11 protein-coding genes are annotated in these 18,025 nt (G+C 54.2%); 3 read left to right on the top strand and 8 right to left on the bottom strand.

Annotated features, from left to right (window positions below; genetic code table 11):
- Positions 1 to 365: 365 nt before the first annotated feature.
- From yfaE to ubiG, 4 genes are all read right to left on the bottom strand, one after another.
- Positions 366 to 620 carry a class I ribonucleotide reductase maintenance protein YfaE gene (yfaE, locus tag LJN55_RS15840; RefSeq protein WP_133841418.1) on the bottom strand — a complete coding sequence of 85 codons (255 nt, stop codon included), beginning with the start codon at positions 618 to 620 and terminating at the stop codon, positions 366 to 368.
- Position 621: 1 nt separating this feature from the next.
- Positions 622 to 1,752, bottom strand: a complete 1,131-nt coding sequence (gene nrdB, locus LJN55_RS15835; RefSeq protein ID WP_133841419.1) for a class Ia ribonucleoside-diphosphate reductase subunit beta — start codon at positions 1,750 to 1,752, stop codon at positions 622 to 624.
- A 90-nt stretch (positions 1,753 to 1,842) separates the two neighbouring features.
- Positions 1,843 to 4,128 (bottom strand): class 1a ribonucleoside-diphosphate reductase subunit alpha, encoded by a 2,286-nt coding sequence (gene nrdA / locus LJN55_RS15830; protein ID WP_133841420.1) that lies wholly within the window; start codon positions 4,126 to 4,128, stop codon positions 1,843 to 1,845.
- Between the two features lie 492 nt (positions 4,129 to 4,620).
- Positions 4,621 to 5,355 carry a bifunctional 2-polyprenyl-6-hydroxyphenol methylase/3-demethylubiquinol 3-O-methyltransferase UbiG gene (gene ubiG / locus LJN55_RS15825; RefSeq protein ID WP_133841421.1) on the bottom strand — a complete coding sequence of 245 codons (735 nt, stop codon included), beginning with the start codon at positions 5,353 to 5,355 and terminating at the stop codon, positions 4,621 to 4,623.
- A gap of 191 nt (positions 5,356 to 5,546) precedes the next feature.
- Here ubiG and gyrA point away from each other — a divergent pair, with 191 nt between their 5' ends.
- On the top strand, positions 5,547 to 8,183 hold the full coding sequence (gyrA, locus tag LJN55_RS15820) for a DNA topoisomerase (ATP-hydrolyzing) subunit A (RefSeq protein WP_133841422.1): 2,637 nt from the start codon (positions 5,547 to 5,549) through the stop codon (positions 8,181 to 8,183).
- Positions 8,184 to 8,250: 67 nt separating this feature from the next.
- On the opposite strand, the gene LJN55_RS15815 is transcribed toward gyrA, so the two are convergent.
- Positions 8,251 to 9,267, bottom strand: a complete 1,017-nt coding sequence (locus LJN55_RS15815; RefSeq protein ID WP_227534827.1) for an alpha/beta hydrolase family protein — start codon at positions 9,265 to 9,267, stop codon at positions 8,251 to 8,253.
- Between the two features lie 97 nt (positions 9,268 to 9,364).
- Between LJN55_RS15815 and LJN55_RS15810 the strand changes: the two genes are divergently transcribed.
- Together LJN55_RS15810 and rcsC are read left to right on the top strand one after the other, a co-directional pair.
- The gene (locus LJN55_RS15810; RefSeq protein ID WP_227534826.1) at positions 9,365 to 10,327 is read left to right on the top strand and encodes a helix-turn-helix domain-containing protein; all 963 of its coding nucleotides are present in this window, start codon (positions 9,365 to 9,367) and stop codon (positions 10,325 to 10,327) included.
- A 105-nt stretch (positions 10,328 to 10,432) separates the two neighbouring features.
- On the top strand, positions 10,433 to 13,285 hold the full coding sequence (gene rcsC, locus LJN55_RS15805; protein ID WP_227534825.1) for a two-component system sensor histidine kinase RcsC: 2,853 nt from the start codon (positions 10,433 to 10,435) through the stop codon (positions 13,283 to 13,285).
- Positions 13,286 to 13,369: 84 nt separating this feature from the next.
- Here the strand turns inward: rcsC and rcsB are convergent, their stop codons facing one another.
- The 3 genes from rcsB to LJN55_RS15790 are packed head-to-tail and all read right to left on the bottom strand — an operon-like array spanning position 13,370 to position 17,849.
- Complete coding sequence (gene rcsB, locus LJN55_RS15800; protein WP_062742930.1) at positions 13,370 to 14,017, bottom strand: response regulator transcription factor RcsB; 648 nt, start codon at positions 14,015 to 14,017, stop codon at positions 13,370 to 13,372.
- 1 nt (position 14,018) lies between these two features.
- Positions 14,019 to 16,679, bottom strand: a complete 2,661-nt coding sequence (rcsD, locus tag LJN55_RS15795; RefSeq protein ID WP_227534824.1) for a phosphotransferase RcsD — start codon at positions 16,677 to 16,679, stop codon at positions 14,019 to 14,021.
- A 15-nt stretch (positions 16,680 to 16,694) separates the two neighbouring features.
- The gene (locus tag LJN55_RS15790; protein ID WP_227534823.1) at positions 16,695 to 17,849 is read right to left on the bottom strand and encodes an MFS transporter; all 1,155 of its coding nucleotides are present in this window, start codon (positions 17,847 to 17,849) and stop codon (positions 16,695 to 16,697) included.
- Positions 17,850 to 18,025: the final 176 nt, after the last annotated feature.

The following is an 18,025-nucleotide window of genomic DNA, read 5'->3' as shown; positions in this document are numbered from 1 at the left end:
TGTAGGGGTCGGTCATGCCCGGCCCGATGTGATGCGGTGACGGTATCGATTATCGGGAACGTGTAGGGGTCGGTCATGCCCGACCCGATGTGGTGCGGTGATGGTATCGATTATCAGTAATGCGCAGGGGTCGGGCACGCCCGACCCGACCCGACGTGGCACGGTGACGATATCGATTATCAGTAATGCGCAGGGGTCGGGCACGCCCGACCCGATGTGATGCGGTGACAGTATCGATTATCAGTAATGCGCAGGGGTCGGGCATGCCCGACCCGATGTGGTGCGGTGATGGTATCGATTATCGGGAATGCGTAGGGGTCGGGCATGCCCGACCCGATGTCGATGAGATAGCCGCGCTTAACCCCTTACAGCGCGATCTCAATATCCCCTTCGGCCTTGCAGCAGCAGGGCAAAATCTCACCCGGTTGCACAAAGGCCAACGGCGTTGCGCTGTAGCTGACTTCACCCTTCAGCAGACGTGTGCGGCACGAACCGCAGTAGCCCTCACGGCACTGATACTCCACGCACACCCGGTGCGACTCCAGTGCGGCAAGCAGGGAAGGGTGTTCATCATGACATTCAAGCTGCGTACCGGTGGTACGCAGTGTAATGCTCGCCATCTTACAGCTCGAAGTCGCTGAGGTCGTCAGCGTTTACTTCAGAGTCAATCTGGCCGACCAGGTAAGAACTTACTTCCACTTCCTGCGGCGCGACCTGCACGTTATCGGAAACCAGCCAGGAGTTGATCCATGGGATCGGGTTGGAGCGGGTTTTAAACGGCAGATCCAGACCGACGGCATTCATGCGGATATTGGTGATGTATTCAATATACTGCCACAAAATGTCTTTATTCAGGCCGATCATCGAACCGCCGCTGAACAGATATTCTGCCCACTCTTTCTCCTGCTCGGCTGCCAGCACAAACAGGTCGTAGCACTCCTGGCGACACTCTTTGGCGATCTCTGCCATTTCAGGGTCATCTTCGCCGCTGCGCAGCAGGTTCAGCATGTGCTGGGTGCCGGTCAGATGCAGGGCTTCATCACGGGCGATCAGCTTGATGATTTTGGCGTTGCCTTCCATCAGTTCGCGCTCAGCAAAGGCGAAGGAGCAGGCAAAGCTGACGTAGAAACGAATGGCTTCCAGCGCATTCACGCTCATCAGACAGATGTAGAGCTGCTTTTTCAGTGCACGCAGGCTGACGGTGACGGTTTTACCATTCACTTCGTGCGTACCTTCACCCAGCAGATGCCAGTAGCTGGTCATCTCAATCAGATCGTCGTAGTAGCCAGAGATATCTTTGGCACGCGACAGGATCTGCTCGTTGGTGACGATATCGTCAAACACCAGCGACGGATCGTTAACGATATTGCGGATGATATGGGTGTAAGAACGTGAGTGGATGGTTTCTGAGAATGCCCAGGTTTCAATCCAGGTTTCCAGTTCAGGAATCGAGATCAACGGCAGCAGCGCCACGTTCGGGCTACGTCCCTGGATGGAGTCCAGCAGCGTCTGATATTTCAGGTTGCTGATAAAGATGTGTTTTTCGTGATCCGGCAGTGCCTGATAGTCGATACGATCGCGTGAGACGTCCACTTCTTCCGGGCGCCAGAAGAAAGAGAGCTGCTTTTCGATCAGTTTTTCAAAGATGTCATACTTCTGCTGGTCGAAACGCGCCACGTTCACCGGCTGGCCGAAGAACATCGGTTCCAGCAGCTGATTATTTTTATTCTGCGAAAATGTGGTGTAAGCCATGATGTATTCCAGATGCGTTCAGGGTCGGGCATGCCCGACCCTCAGAGTCAATGTTTCGCGAAGGGGCCAGGCAAACCTGGCCCACGGAGATTAGATCTTGCAGGCACCGCTTTCACAGCCATCATCCTGAATCGATGGTGCCAGGTCTTCCTGGGTATCTTCTGCACCGTCACGCGTGTTCTGATAGTAAAGCGTTTTCACGCCAAACTTATAGGCCGTAAGCAGGTCTTTCAGCAACTGCTTCATTGGCACCTTACCGTTGGCAAAGCGCGTTGGATCGTAGTTGGTATTCGACGAAATCGCCTGGTCGATAAATTTCTGCATCAGGCCGACCAGTTGCAGATAGCCATCATTGTTTGGCATATCCCACAGCAGCTCGTAGCTGTCTTTCAGACGTTCGTACTCCGGGACCACCTGGCGCAGGATACCGTCTTTTGATGCTTTAATACTGATATGGCCGCGCGGTGGTTCAATCCCGTTGGTGGCGTTAGAAATCTGCGAAGAGGTTTCTGACGGCATCAGCGCAGACAGCGTGGAGTTACGCAGGCCGTGCGTTTTCACGGATTCACGCAGTGCTTCCCAGTCGAGCAGCAGCGGTGTGTTACAAATCGCATCCAAATCTTTCTTATAGGTGTCGATTGGCATAATACCCTGAGAATACGTGGTTTCATTGAACCACGGGCAGGCACCCTGTTCGATGGCCAGATCGTTGGACGCTTTCAGCAGCCAGTACTGAATAGCTTCAAAGGTCTGGTGCGTCAGGACGTTGGCGCTGCCATCGGAGTAGCGTACGCCATTTTTAGCCAGATAGTAGGCGTAGTTGATCACACCAATACCCAGCGTACGACGCCCCATTGCACCGCGTTTGGCGGCCGGGATGGGGTAATCCTGATAATCGAGCAGGGCGTCCAGCGCGCGAACTGCCAGCGTGGCCAGCTCTTGCAGGTCATCCAGACTTTCAATCGCGCCCAGGTTGAATGCGGAGAGCGTACACAGCGCAATTTCGCCGTTTTCGTCGTTCACATCCAGCAGCGGTTTGGTTGGTAACGCAATTTCCAGGCACAGGTTGGACTGGCGAACAGGTGCGATAGCCGGATCGAACGGGCTGTGAGTATTACAGTGGTCGACGTTCTGGATGTAGATACGGCCGGTAGAAGCACGTTCCTGCATCATCAGTGAGAACAACTCTACCGCTTTGATGCGCTGTTTGCGGATGCTGTCGTCTTGCTCGTATTTGGTGTACAGGCGCTCGAACTCGTCCTGGTTCGCAAAGAAAGCATCGTACAGGCCCGGCACGTCAGACGGGCTGAACAGGGTGATATCTTCGCCCTTCAGCAGGCGCTGATACATCAGTTTGTTGATCTGAACACCGTAGTCCATATGGCGCACGCGGTTGCCTTCAACACCACGGTTGTTTTTCAGTACCAGCAGACTTTCGACTTCCAGATGCCACATCGGGTAGAACAGCGTGGCTGCCCCGCCGCGAACGCCGCCCTGAGAGCAGGACTTCACTGCAGTCTGGAAATGCTTATAGAACGGGATACAGCCGGTGTGGAAGGCTTCACCGCCACGGATCGGGCTACCCAGCGCACGAATGCGGCCCGCATTGATACCAATCCCGGCGCGCTGAGAAACATATTTCACAATGGCGCTGGAAGTGGCGTTGATAGAGTCCAGGCTGTCACCACATTCGATCAGCACGCAAGAGCTGAACTGGCGCGTAGGCGTACGCACGCCAGACATGATTGGCGTTGGCAGTGAGATCTTAAAGGTGGAGATCGCATCATAAAAACGCTTCACGTAGTCCAGACGCGTCTCGCGCGGGTAGCCGGAGAACAGGCAGGCCGCGACCAGAATGTACAGGAACTGGGCGCTTTCATAGATCTCACCACTCACGCGGTTTTGCACCAGATACTTGCCTTCCAACTGCTTCACGGCAGCGTAGGAGAAGTTCATATCACGCCAGTGGTCAATAAAGCCGTCCATCAGCTCAAACTCTTCCGCACTGTAGTCTTCCAGCAGGTGATGGTCATATTTGCCCATCTCTACCATGCGGGTGACCTGGTCAATCAGCTTTGGCGGCTCGAACTGGCCGTAGGCTTTTTTGCGCAGATGGAAGATGGCCAGACGGGCAGCCATGTACTGATAGTCAGGGGCATCTTTAGAAATCAGATCAGCAGCAGACTTAATGACAGTTTCATGGATATCAGAAGTGCGGATACCTTCGTAGAACTGGATGTGGGATCGCAGTTCAACCTGAGAGACGGAGACGTTTTGCAGTCCTTCGGCAGCCCAGTCGAGAACACGGTGGATTTTATCGAGATCGATACGCTCGGTGCGGCCATCGCGTTTGGTTACAAGCAGACTCTGATTCATGTCGCGTTTTACCTGTCCTTAACAAATAGTCCCCACGTTTATACACAGATTTCTCATTGTGAGTAACTCTGTGGATAAACACTACATATAGGGGGTGGAAGAAACCTTGATAACAATATGGTGAGTATTCTAGTAATTTCCGCGTGCTTAACAAGGCTTGATTTTCGCGGCAAACTCCGGTTCTAGGGCTGGCATTTTTCCTAAGTCCACGTTTCTCAAGGCCCTGGGTCAATGTCAATGGGTTGAGATTTTTTTTAGAATCTTGATCGAGCGCGGGTTTCTTGTTCAGGTTAAAAAATTCGAGCTTTGGGGCGCTGAAAAAGTACGCACAATAAGACGCCTCACGGGCACAAATGGCGTGATGCGGTGAGATTAACCTGATCTTGATGACAGGGATAAGACGAAAACGATCTTATCTCGCGTCAGGCACTAAGATGGACTTATATATCGCACGTATATCGCACGGGCGGATCGGCATCCGCCCGTATAGCGTCACGACGCGTCGATGGCGCTGTGCGTATGCACCATATAGTTCACGTCAACGCCCGGAGCCAGTTTGAAGTGGTTGGTGATCGGGTTGTAGTGCAGGCCAATAATATGGCGTTCGCGCAGGGGAGTTTCATCGACCCAGTTCAGCAGTTCAGCCGGACGGATAAACTTTTTGATGTCGTGTGTGCCGCGCGGCACCATACGTAATACGTATTCTGCGCCGATGATCGCCATCAGCCAGGATTTGCTATTGCGGTTAAGGGTTGAGAAGAACACTTCGCCACCCGGTTTCACCAGCCGGGCGCAGGCATGGACCACGGAACGTGGATCGGGCACGTGCTCCAGCATCTCCATGCAGGTCACCACATCGTACTGTCCGGCGAACTGCTCAGCGTGCTCTTCCACGGTCTGCTGGACGTAATCAATAGCTACGCCGCTTTCCAGTGCATGTAGACGGGCAACCTGCAACGGTTCCGCTCCCATATCCAGCCCGGTGACGTTCGCACCTTCACGCGCCATGCTCTCGGCGAGAATACCGCCGCCGCAGCCAACATCCAGCACCTTCTTGCCAAACAGGCCGTCAGCGTGTTGGGCAATCCAGCCAAGGCGCAGCGGATTAATCCGGTGCAAAGGCTTAAATTCGCCTTCTAAATCCCACCAGCGTGAAGCAACTGCTTCAAATTTAGCGATTTCACCGTGATCAACGTTCTGCGTACCCGCGTTTTGTTCTGATTTCATTGGGTTATTACTCCAGCCAAAGTTTGCCCCATTATACATGTTTACGCGTTGCGATGGGCAGGGGCGCGGGCCGGAGAGGGACAGAATGCAATAAAGCGGCCAAAGCAACGCTTTCCATTCAACACATGGCTGCTTTGTGATATACTTTCGCACCTTTGAATCCGGGAATAATACAGAAGGAAAGCGCCTCCATGAGCGACCTGGCCCGCGAAATTACACCGGTCAATATCGAAGAAGAGTTAAAGAACTCCTATCTGGATTATGCAATGTCGGTCATCGTTGGCCGTGCGCTGCCAGATGTCCGTGATGGCCTGAAGCCGGTTCACCGCCGCGTGCTTTACGCTATGAACGTCCTCGGTAACGACTGGAACAAAGCTTATAAAAAATCCGCCCGTGTCGTCGGTGACGTCATCGGTAAATATCACCCTCATGGCGACACTGCCGTGTATGACACCATCGTGCGTATGGCGCAGCCGTTCTCGCTGCGTTACATGCTGGTGGACGGTCAGGGCAACTTCGGCTCCGTAGATGGCGACTCCGCTGCTGCGATGCGTTATACCGAAGTTCGCATGTCCAAAATCGCTCACGAACTGTTGGCGGATCTGGAAAAAGACACCGTTGACTTTGTGCCTAACTACGATGGCACCGAGCAGATCCCGGAAGTGATGCCGACCCGCGTTCCCAACCTGCTGGTTAACGGTTCCTCAGGGATTGCCGTCGGGATGGCCACGAACATTCCTCCACATAACCTGACCGAAGTGATCAACGGCTGCCTGGCCTATATCGACGACGAAAACATTACCGTCGAAGGGCTGATGGAACACATCCCAGGCCCGGACTTCCCGACCGCCGCTATCATCAATGGCCGCCGTGGCATTGAAGAAGCTTATCGCACTGGCCGTGGAAAAATTTACATCCGCGCCCGTGGTGAAGTGGAAGTGGATGCGAAGACCGGCCGTGAAACCATCATCGTGCATGAAATTCCGTATCAGGTGAACAAAGCGCGCCTGATTGAGAAAATTGCCGAGCTGGTAAAAGAAAAACGTCTGGAAGGCATCAGCGCCCTGCGCGATGAGTCTGACAAAGACGGTATGCGCATCGTGATCGAAGTGAAGCGCGATGCGGTTGGCGAAGTGGTTCTGAACAATCTGTATTCACTGACTCAGCTTCAGACCTCTTTCGGCATCAACATGGTGGCACTGCACCAGGGCCAGCCAAAGATTATGCCGCTGAAGGATATTCTTGAAGCCTTCGTGCGTCACCGTCGTGAAGTGATTACCCGCCGTACCATTTTCGAACTGCGTAAAGCGCGTGACCGTGCTCATATCCTTGAAGCACTGGCCGTAGCGCTGGCGAACATCGATCCGATTATTGAGCTGATCCGCCGCGCTGCTTCTCCTTCTGAAGCGAAAGCGGGCCTGATTGCGCGTCCATGGGCGCTGGGTAACGTCTCCGCGATGCTGGAACGTGCCGGTGATAATGCAGCGCGCCCTGAGTGGCTGGAAGATGAGTTCGGTATCCGCGATGGTCAGTACTATCTGACTGAGCAGCAGGCTCAGGCGATCCTTGATTTACGCCTGCAGAAACTGACCGGACTTGAGCATGAAAAACTGCTCGACGAGTACAAAGAGCTGCTGGAGCAGATCGCAGAGCTGTTACGCATTCTGGGTAGTTCCGAGCGTCTGATGGAAGTGATTCGCGAAGAGCTGGAGCTGATCCGCGATCAGTTCGGCGATGAGCGTCGTACCGAAATCACCGCTAACAGCGCCGACATCAACATCGAAGACCTGATCAACCAGGAAGATGTTGTGGTGACCCTGTCGCATCAGGGCTACGTGAAGTATCAGCCATTGACTGATTACGAAGCGCAGCGCCGTGGTGGTAAAGGTAAATCGGCTGCACGCATTAAAGAAGAAGACTTTATCGACCGCCTGCTGGTGGCCAACACCCATGACACCATCCTCTGCTTCTCAAGCCGTGGTCGTCTGTACTGGATGAAGGTTTATCAGCTGCCGGAAGCCAGCCGTGGTGCGCGTGGGCGTCCAATCGTCAACCTGTTACCGCTGGAAGCCAACGAACGTATCACCGCAATCCTGCCGGTGCGTGAGTATGCAGAAGGCTTTAACATCTTTATGGCGACCGCCAGCGGTACCGTGAAGAAAACGGCCCTGAAAGAGTTCAGCCGCCCACGCAGCGCCGGTATCATTGCCGTCAACCTGCGTGACGACGACGAACTGATTGGTGTGTCACTGACCAACGGTAGCGATGAAGCGATGCTGTTCTCTGCCGCCGGTAAAGTGGTGCGCTTCGCAGAAAGCGCTGTTCGTGCGATGGGTCGTACTGCCTCTGGCGTGCGCGGTATCAAACTGGCAGAAGGCGATCGCGTGGTGTCACTGATTGTACCGCGTGACGATGGTGCCATCCTGACCGTGACACAGAACGGTTATGGTAAGCGTACGGCGAACACCGAGTATCCAACCAAGTCGCGTGCGACGCAGGGTGTGATCTCGATTAAAGTGACCGAACGTAATGGACCGGTTATTGGTGCGGTACAGGTTGTCGACAGCGATCAGATTATGATGATCACCGATGCCGGTACGCTGGTGCGTACCCGCGTGTCTGAAGTGAGCGTAGTAGGGCGTAACACCCAGGGTGTTATCCTTATTCGTACCGCTGAAGATGAAAACGTGGTGGGTCTGCAACGTGTGGCCGAACCGGTAGCGGAAGATGAACTTGATGCTATCGACGGCAGCGTCGCGGAAGGGGATGACGATATTGCCCCGGAAGTGGAAAGCGACGACGATGCACCTGAGGCCGATGACGAGTAATCGTTAAGGGTCTGATAAAAAAGCCGGTTCACTCTGAACCGGCTTTTTTTTGCCTGAAAAACAGAACTTACTTAGCGGGCCGGGGCGCGAGAAAACCGTGGTGTTGCATAAACTGGCTGACGTCGGCCAGGGTTTTCTGGTGGATCACTTCCCGTTGCGCCGTTGGGGTTTCACAAATAAATGCCTCCCCTTCCTCTGCCAGAATCGCGGCGGCATTGGGCTGGCAGAGCGGTAGAAAGTCAAAGTGCCCGGCATCAGGCACGGTTATCAGCGGTAATTTAAGACGATCCACACCGAGATTCATCTTTCCGGTGGCACGAATAAAATAGTCTGCGGCGATGGTCAGCAACGGGATCTTGATGGTATCCAGACTGCTGCGGGTCAGTACGTAGCTCATGCCGGGGTCGAGGGCTATGACCCACTTCACCCTCGGATCGCGATAGCTGGCCGCCAGGCGCTGGTCGTCCGTGTTTTCCAGTCTGACGCCATCACGATAGTAAAACTGACAGTCTGGCATCTGTGGCATTGTCTGGCAGTAGTGGCTCATCTGCTGGCGGTTGGTGCGGGCACCGGCCAGCGCCAGCACGCTGTATCCGCCTTTAGAATGACCTATCGCGCCGATTTTTTCTGCATCGATGGTCTGCTGCCAGCGTGGAGCCTGAAGATAGTGGGTGAGCATAAAAGAGAGATCGGTGATCTGAAGGGTCAGATCGGTTTTTGGACTGGAATCTCCGGTGGTACTGCCGGGGTGGCTGGCGGCAATAACGATGGCACCGCGCGCTGCCAGAGGAACGGCCAGCCAGGCGAGACTGGCGTTATTACCGCCGCTGCCGTGGCTCAACACAATCAGCGGGAAACGGCCTGTTGCCAGCGGCGCATTCACGATAGCCGAGAACCCCGAAAAAACGCCATTCTCTGCCTGTCGCTGAGGGACTTGCTCGCTATGGCTGGGATAAAAAATACGCACATTCAGCGTGCGTGCGCGCTGGCTATCAACGATCGTTTCCTGCTGGCTGCCGACGGAATAGCACCACGCGGGGAGACTCAGTATCCATAGCATTGTGGAAATAATTAAACGCATCATATTCACTCGTCGTGTGGAAAAAGACTATTATCAGGACATTACAGGCGCCTGGCGTCCTCGAACGCGATAGAGTCCTATGCTGATACCGGTTAATTTTTTGCTCAGTCTGGTATGCGTGTTGCTGTTGGTGCAGCGCCGATACACCGGACACTTGTTTCAACTGCTGCTGTGGTTGTGTCTGATGCACAGTCTGATTGCCGGGCTGGCTATTATGCTGCCCGGGGAAAAGGTCTGGCGCGAATTGCAGCCCATCACGGCGGCGGCACTGCCGCTGATGTGCCGTCTGGCGCTGGCACAGGCAACCGGGCAGCGCGTACACGCCTGGCGCAGTGCGCTGGTGGTCATGTTGATGGTCGCCTGCGTGCTTTGGCTGCCGCAGGGGATTGACTGGCTGCTCCCTGCCATCTGGCTGGGCTGTGCCGGCCTGATGTTGCTGCGGCTGAAATCGGGCAGCGATGCGCTGCCGGAGGCGGCACTGAGCGAGAGTGATCTGACGCTGCGTGGCTGGCGGCTGCTGGCGTTATTGCTGGTTGCGGTAGCCTTACTGGATATCACCGTGTCCTGGTTAATGATATTTGCGGCGGCGGAGGGAACCCCGGGACTGTTATTAGCCGGAAATCTGACCATCGCGGCGGTGATGTCGCTGTTGCTGTTGTTAGGCCGTGTACCTGTTGCACCGCCTGTGATCAAGGTGACGCGGGAGGTCAGTGCAGAGGACCCGGATATTGTGGCCCGTATCGATGCTCTGATGCAGGCCGGGCTGTACCGGGAGCCTCAGTTGAACCTTGCGCGACTGGCGCGCAAAGCCGGGATCCCGACGCGGCAGGTATCCGCGGCGGTGAATGCCCTCTATCAGCAAAGCGTGTCTCAGTATGTGAATGGCTGGCGTATCCGCGAGGCGGGAGAGCGCCTGGCGGGCAGCCAGCAGACGGTGATTGAAGTGATGGAGAGCGTCGGTTTCCAGACCAAATCCAACTTTAATCGCGAGTTTCGCCGCATCACGGGTAAAACCCCATCTGAGTGGCGCAAAGATGCCTGGGAACAGGCTGAAAATCACTGAAATAGCGGCCTGCGGGCGTGCTGATAACTGGCTTTTTTACCATGCTGACGCTACTGTATCGGCAATCATTTTCTTTTGTCCGTTATGGCTGCCAGTGGGTTACGCTTGAAATATCTTGTCTCTTTCCGAACGACGTTAAAGATCTCCCGCTATCTGTTCCGCGCCCTGGCGTTGATGCTGTGGACGCTGGGCGCACTGCTGACCACGTTTTATATCATTAACGTCATACACGAAAGAGAATCGCAGGTACGCCAGGAATTCAATACCAGCTATGACCAGGCTCAGTGGTATGTGCGCCATTCAGCGGACGTCATGCGTGAGCTGAAGTTTATTGCGGAAAACCGCCTGAATACTGCGACCAGCAGCCTTGATGGACTGAGCGGTGTCTCTGCAGGCAAAGCATCGCCGCCAGAGTTCTACCCTCTGTATGCGGATTCCGACTGCAATGCAATGAGCAATACCTGGCGCAACTCACTGGAGCCTCTCAGTTATTTCCTGAGTTACTGGAAAGAAAATTTCGCTTCCGCCTATGAACTGAACCGGGTGTTCTTTATCGGTGGCGACAGTACCTGCCTGGCGGATTTCGGCCTGGGCACGGCATCCGTCGATCGTGAACGCGCGATGAAATCGCTGCGCGAGCGCATCCTGAAGTACCGTAATGGTAACGAAGACGAGCGTAAAAACAGCCTGTTCTGGATCTCTCCGGCGGCACAGCCCGGCGTTGGCTATTACTACATGATCACCCCGGTGTATGTGGTCAATAAGGTCACGGCTCTGCTGGGTATTGAGCAGAATATCCGTATGGAAGACCTGATCCTGCCGGGTAGCATGCCGGTAACGGCCACGCTGGTGGATCAGAATAATCAGCGTCTGCTCTCTTCTGCGCGCAATGGCCCGGATTTCTCAGCGGATGACCTGCCTGATGACGCCGCCTGGTTTGGCTATATTTCCGGCTACAATCAACTAATCATGAAGAAAAGTCTGTCACCGTCTTCGCTCAGTATCGTCTACTCGGTGCCGACCAATGTGATGATTGAACGGCTGAAAATTTTGATTATCAACGCCCTGTTGCTGAACCTGATCAGTGCGGTAGTGCTGTTTACGCTGGCATGGCTGTTTGAACGCAGAATGTTTTTGCCCGCAGAAGATAATGCCCACCGGCTGGAGGAGCACGAGCAGTTTAACCGTAAAATTGTGGCCTCGGCGCCGGTCGGGATCTGCATTTTGCGCACCAGTGATGGCACCAACATCCTCAGTAACGAGCTGGCTCATAATTATCTCACCATGCTGACTCAGGAAGATCGGCTGCGCTTAACCGAGATTATCTGTGGACAGCAGGTTAACTTTGTCGATGTGCTGACAGGCAGTAATACCAATCTGCAAATCAGCTTTGTCCATTCGCGCTACCGCAATGAGAATGTGGCGATCTGCGTGCTGGTTGACGTCAGTGCCCGCGTCAAAATGGAAGAGTCATTACAGGAGATGGCTCAGGCCGCAGAGCAGGCCAGCCAGTCCAAATCCATGTTCCTGGCGACCGTCAGCCATGAGTTGCGTACGCCGCTGTATGGCATTATCGGTAACCTTGACCTGCTGCAAACAAAATCTCTGCCGCCGGGCGTTGAGTCGCTGGTGACGGCCATGAACAACTCCTCCAGCCTGTTGCTGAAAATCATCAGTGATATTCTCGATTTCTCAAAAATTGAGTCTGAGCAGCTGAAAATAGAACCCGCTGAGTTCTCTCCGCGTGAAGTGGTGGCACATATCACTTCCAACTATCTGGCAATGGTGGTGAAAAAGCGTCTGACGCTGTGGTGCTTTGTCGACAGCGATGTTCCAGCCACGCTGGATGGTGACCCGATGCGTTTGCAGCAGGTCATCTCCAACCTGCTGAATAATGCTATTAAGTTCACTCATACTGGCGGGATCATCCTGCAGGTTTACGTCAAAGATGGGTATCTGGCTTTCCGCGTGCGCGACAGCGGCGTGGGGATCCCGGCAAAGGAGTTGACGCGCCTGTTTGACCCGTTCTTCCAGGTCGGAAGTGGGGTACAGCGTAACTTCCAGGGAACCGGGTTGGGGCTGGCTATCTGTGAGAAGCTGATCAATATGATGGACGGTGATATTGAGGTCGACTCTGAGCCGGGCATGGGCAGCCTGTTTATTATCCGTATTCCGCTGTATAACAGCCGGGTGATAGCGCCAGAGTTGCAGGACGGTCTGCACGATAAGCAGTGCTGGCTGGCACTGCGTAATGAGCAGTTGGCCACGTTCCTGACGCGCTTGCTGGGCGAACACGGTATTCAGGTGCAGCGCTACGAAGGCGAGGCGGCGGCAGATGACGTGATGATTACCGATCATGATTTCCTGCCTGAGCAGGCCGTACGTGCCACTATCCGCTTTGACAGTCGCCACAATGATGCACCACAGCATCTGGGCGCGGGGCACTGGGTTTGTGCGACAACCACGCCGCACGAATTACCTTCATTGCTGGCGCGGATCTACCGGGTGGAGGCGGATCAGCCTGAAGGCGGGCTTGCCGTACTGGCGAAAGAAGCGCAAACCGCCGCGCATGATGACATCCTGATCCTCGTGGTCGACGATCATCCGATCAACCGTATGTTGCTTTCCGATCAGCTCGGATCGCTGGGTTACCGCGTGAAAACGGCGCGCGACGGTCTTGATGCACTTAACGTGATCGGCCGTAACGAGATTGATATCGTGTTGACCGATGTCAATATGCCGAATATGGATGGTTATGGCCTGACACGACGTCTGCGCGAACTGGGGAAAACGTTCCCGGTGGTGGGCGTGACGGCGAATGCGTTAGCGGAAGAGAAACAGCGCTGTATTGATGCGGGAATGGATAACTGTCTGTCTAAGCCGGTGACGATGGATACATTACAGCAGGCGTTAACGTTATATGCGCAGCGGGCAAGAGAGAGCAGGGCGAACGTTTAAATCATAAAGGCTGACCAAAACAGAAGGTCAGCCCCTGCAGATGTAGGGGCGACCATTTTTCAGGTCGCCCCGTCAGTCTTAAACTTAATCTTTAACCGGTGACATGCTGACTGATGACAGATAGTTCAGCAGCGCAATATCGTTATCCACACCCAGTTTCATCATGGCTGATTTCTTCTGGCTACTGATCGTCTTAATACTGCGGTTCAGTTTCTTGGCAATTTCGGTTACCAGGAAGCCTTCAGCAAACAGACGCAGCACTTCGCTCTCTTTCGGTGACAGACGCTTGTCGCCGTAACCGCCCGCGCTGATTTTCTCCAGCAGTTTCGCCACGCTATCCGGCGTATACTTTTTGCCTTTCTGCAATGCGGCCAGAGCCTTAGGCAGGTCGGTTGGTGCACCCTGCTTCAGTACGATGCCTTCGATATCCAGATCCAGCACAGCGCTGAGAATGGCTGGGTTATTGTTCATGGTGAGAACAATGATCGACAGATCAGGATAGTGACGCTTGATATATTTGATCAGTGTAATGCCATCGCCATATTTTTCGCCTGGCATAGACAAATCTGTCACCAGAACGTTGGCATCAAGCTTAGACAAGCTGTTAATTAATGCAGTGGAGTCTTCAAACTCACCGACAACATTGACCCATTCAATTTGTTCGAGCGACTTACGAATGCCGAACAGAACAATGGGGTGATCGTCGGCAATAATGACATTCAGGTTATTCATATTATTGGTTACCTTGCTGCAGCAGGTCATTGACGTAATTGTCAATTTCACTGGTGGTATTTTTGATGTTTGAATCGTCACACTGTTCAATGTGATGTTCTAACGTTTCACAAAGCTGCTTGCCGGGTAATAAATTTAACATGGCAAACACGCCTTTCAGCCGATGCGCAGTCTGAGCAAGCGCAGTAAAGTCCCTGTTTGCGGCCTCATTATACAGTCTCTTGACATCATCGGGTACTGTATCGACGAAAAGCTGGAAGTAACCACTGGCGAAAAGTTGAGCCGTGGTCTGTTGTTCCGCATTTTCGTCATCCAGCTCGTCCTGAGCCAGTTGCTGTTCAATCAACGTCAGCAGCGCATCCTGCATCGCACTGCTGATATTGAAATTGACCCGGTACTGATTGGATGAAATCTGGCAGAAACCCGGTTCATCACCGGAGAGCAGTAATGACCAGGGCGTCAAATGCTCAGGTTCATCCGTTACCAGTACATCGTGTTCCTGACCGGAGAAACGTTCGTCTGGCGTAATGCAGTTCGCTCCCCAGTCTTCAAGCTGATGTACGACGATTTTACGCACGTCATCAACGGTAATATCAATCAGGGCGTTGACGCCCTCCAGGAGCTTCTCTTCCTGTACCAGCTGGGGTTCCAGCGGCGTATGGAGCTGGATGCTGTAGCGCGAGCCGATATCCGGGCTGGCGCTGATATCCAGATGGCCACCTAACTGTTTGCACAGTTGCTTACACAGGAAAAAGGCCATGCCTGAGGCTTGACCATAACGGTCCTGATGAGTCTCACCCAGGTACGGGAAATCCGTGTTCGACATTTCGTCAGCCGAAAGACCAGCACCAGTATCAACAATCTCAATCGACAGGCGATCCGGGCGATCGTCGGGGGCGCTTACGGTGACGCTGACCCGGCCCCAGGTTGTGGTGGTCACGGCATAGTGCAGCAGCGTGGACAAGATTTTACTGATTGCCCGACGATCGCCAAAACGCGTCTCATCGCTGCTGCGGTGATTGGCGATCATCAGCGTCAGACCTTTGCGGCGCATAACCGGTAGCAGCTCAGCCACCAGCTCATCCAGCAGGGTTTGCAGATTGAAACTGCCTGCGTCCGGGGTCCAGTCGAGGGTTTCCAGCTGGTTCAGTAACACAATATCGTCAACCAGACGACTGAGAGCCTGAGAGGCTTCCAGCGAGGTATCCACCTGTTCGTCCGGATGTGCGGCAGCCAGCGCTTGCAGGCTGGTGATCACCTCGTTCAGTGGACGCTGCAACGCGTGACCGAGATTCTGCAAGAGCTGTTGGCGTGACTGATGGTTTTTATCCAGCACCTGCTGTGCTTTTTGCAGCTTTTTGTTCACCAACAACTCACGATCCTGATCGCGCATCATAAACACCTGCGTATGCGGTGAAATCATGCTGCGGGCATGACGGATCTCATACACCTCGTTGTTCACCGTGGCCTGCAAAACACCCTGATGTTGATCGGACATATTGATGATTTTTTGCAGATTGAGATGCGGCAGCAGGTGCTCAGCAATTTTATTGCTGATAAGGGTGCGGTTATTGGCAAAATCATACACCAGCAGCCCCACCGGGAGCGTACCGACGATCTCTTCATTCAACAGGCGCAGCGACTCCAGCTCGGCACTCTGGTTTTCACTGGGGCGCAACGACTGCTGGCGCAGCAGGAAAAGACCCGCCAGTGACATCAGCAACAACGCGAGATTAGCCAGCAGCGGCCACAGCAGATTATGTAAGGTATCTACCACCAGCCCGGTGATCGGTACACGATAGATCAGCTGTAAGGGCGTGCTGGCCAGTGAACCGGCAATTTCGATATTAGGGTTAACCCAATTGATGCGGGTGGTGCTGCTGCTGTCCTGATTATCATCCCCTTCGGCAACCGGGGTGGTATCCTGCTTTAGCTGGAAATTCTCCAGCGGCATATTCAGCGGAATAATGTCGTTCACCGGCAGATCGAAAGCCACCACGGTCGCCAGATGCCCCGGCTGATTGAAGGTGGTGCGCACGGTGAAGTAGTGGTCATTCTGCCAGGTAAAACGGCGCAACGGCGAGAAGCTCTCACGCTCGTCCAGCGCATTAGCCTGTTGCAGCATCTCGGCGCGACGTGCCTCAACGATGTTGCTGATCGCGCTTTCTTTATAGCGTGAGGCCATATCTTTTAATGGCAGGGTAGAGACCAGGATCAGGCTGTTGTCCTGCCCGTTGAGGAAATACATCGACCAGGTGCTGTTCTCGGCACCCCATAAGGTGTCGAGATAGTTGGACATACGCAGGGTCATATCCAGCGTGCCACTGTCGTGTGAACCAAAAATCAATGCTTCGGTTTTACGCCGGGTTTTCTCCAGATAATAGACATCCTGACGTAGACGGGTTTCCTGCAAACTGTTGCCCGCCGTGCCCGCCGCATTGGCCGCCAGGTTTTCATAAATCTGCCAGGTGGCGAAGCGATAGGTATCAATACGCTTTTGCATCGCGTGAGTGATATCCGCCATCGCGTAGCGCTTTTCTGTCAGCCAGGCGTTAACTGCATTGTGGATCATAAATCCTGATGCCAGTACCAGCACCAGAATAAACAGTGCAAAGAAGCGCGTAACATTGCCGGAAGTCAGTGGAAATTTATATGGCAACATGCAGTGAAACCCCGGTTAACGAGTAATCTGTCGGGCGCTGGCAGCAACGACCAACAGCAGCGCCGCAATGCCGCTGAACGCGACGGACAGGCTGGATAATTGAGAAATAAAACCGACCAACGCGGGCCCTGCAAGAATGCCGGCGTAACCGATGGTGGTCATCGCTGCGATGGCCAGATTGGCGGGCATCACCTGCTGCTTTCCCGCTGCGCTGAACATTATTGGCACGGCGTTTGAAGCACCAAACCCCACCAGCAGAAAACCGGCCAGCGTCCAGGTGGCATCCGGTATCGCCACTGCCAGCACCAGGCCACCCGCCGCGCATAATGAACCGCAGAATAACGTTGGCGTGCGCCCGAACACGTTGACGATGCGGTCGCCAAACAGGCGGCCAATGGTCATGGCGATGGAAAATACCGCGTAACCCAACCCGGCTTGTGAGGCGGGCAGGTCACGGTTATGGGTCAGAAACAGTGCGCCCCAGTCAAGAATGGCACCCTCGGTTAAAAACAGAATAAAACAGAGCACGCCAAGGAACAGTACCCAGCCGCGCGGCATCACAAACAGCGACGTATCCGGCTGGTGCAGACGCTGGCTCAGCAGGTGCTGCTGGCAGTAAAGCCACAGCAACACCAACAAAACATTGATCATCAGTATCGACACTAACGGAGAGGCACCGAGCGCGAGCGCAGCGCTGACCAGTCCGGCACCCACAATCCCGCCCGCGCTGAAGAAACCATGAAACCCTGACATCATCGCTTTTTTAGCCGTTTTTTCGACCTCGACGGCCTGGATATTCATGGCAACGTCGATCAGACCGATGGCGGCACCGAAGATCATCAGCGCCAGCGCCAGTGTAGAAGGGCTGGAGAGCGTTGCCAGTAGGGGTAAGAGCAGCAACAGCAACAGACTGCCCGCTGCAATAACGCGTTTGCATCCCAGACGACCCACCAGCATCCCGGTCAATGGCATCGCAATCAGCGAGCCTAATCCAAGAAACAATAACAGGGTGCCGAGTGAGCCATCGCTCAGCAGGGCACGATCTTTCGCATAAGGAACCAGGGGGGCCCAGGAGGCCATGCCGATACCGGCGATTAAAAATACCGCACGCGTGGCACGCTGTGTTGCCAGCGCTTTTTCCTCTGAGGCAGAGCCTTCCAGTATCGTCATTGTATCCATTTTGCCTGTCGCGTAATCAACCCCATTTTTTACCACAATTGTTGCCAGTTAAGAAGCTAAACCCTGCCTGTGAAGGCGATGCCGGGCAGGGTGCAACACAGAAAGACAGGATGGGCAAAGTTAATAACCTGGATAAATAGGGCGGTGAATCAGAATTGTCCCTTAAC

Origin of the sequence: Erwinia rhapontici (assembly GCF_020683125.1) — a bacterium.
GTDB lineage: Bacteria > Pseudomonadota > Gammaproteobacteria > Enterobacterales > Enterobacteriaceae > Erwinia > Erwinia rhapontici.
This window is presented reverse-complemented; position numbering and strand designations above follow the sequence as displayed.

Coding starts and splice junctions, on each gene's coding strand:
- yfaE (WP_133841418.1), bottom strand. CDS start 620: ATGGCGAGCATTACACTGCGTACCACCGGTACGCAGCTTGAATGTCAT.
- nrdB (WP_133841419.1), bottom strand. CDS start 1,752: ATGGCTTACACCACATTTTCGCAGAATAAAAATAATCAGCTGCTGGAA.
- nrdA (WP_133841420.1), bottom strand. CDS start 4,128: ATGAATCAGAGTCTGCTTGTAACCAAACGCGATGGCCGCACCGAGCGT.
- ubiG (WP_133841421.1), bottom strand. CDS start 5,355: ATGAAATCAGAACAAAACGCGGGTACGCAGAACGTTGATCACGGTGAA.
- gyrA (WP_133841422.1), top strand. CDS start 5,547: ATGAGCGACCTGGCCCGCGAAATTACACCGGTCAATATCGAAGAAGAG.
- LJN55_RS15815 (WP_227534827.1), bottom strand. CDS start 9,267: ATGATGCGTTTAATTATTTCCACAATGCTATGGATACTGAGTCTCCCC.
- rcsB (WP_062742930.1), bottom strand. CDS start 14,017: ATGAATAACCTGAATGTCATTATTGCCGACGATCACCCCATTGTTCTG.
- rcsD (WP_227534824.1), bottom strand. CDS start 16,679: ATGTTGCCATATAAATTTCCACTGACTTCCGGCAATGTTACGCGCTTC.
- LJN55_RS15790 (WP_227534823.1), bottom strand. CDS start 17,849: ATGACGATACTGGAAGGCTCTGCCTCAGAGGAAAAAGCGCTGGCAACA.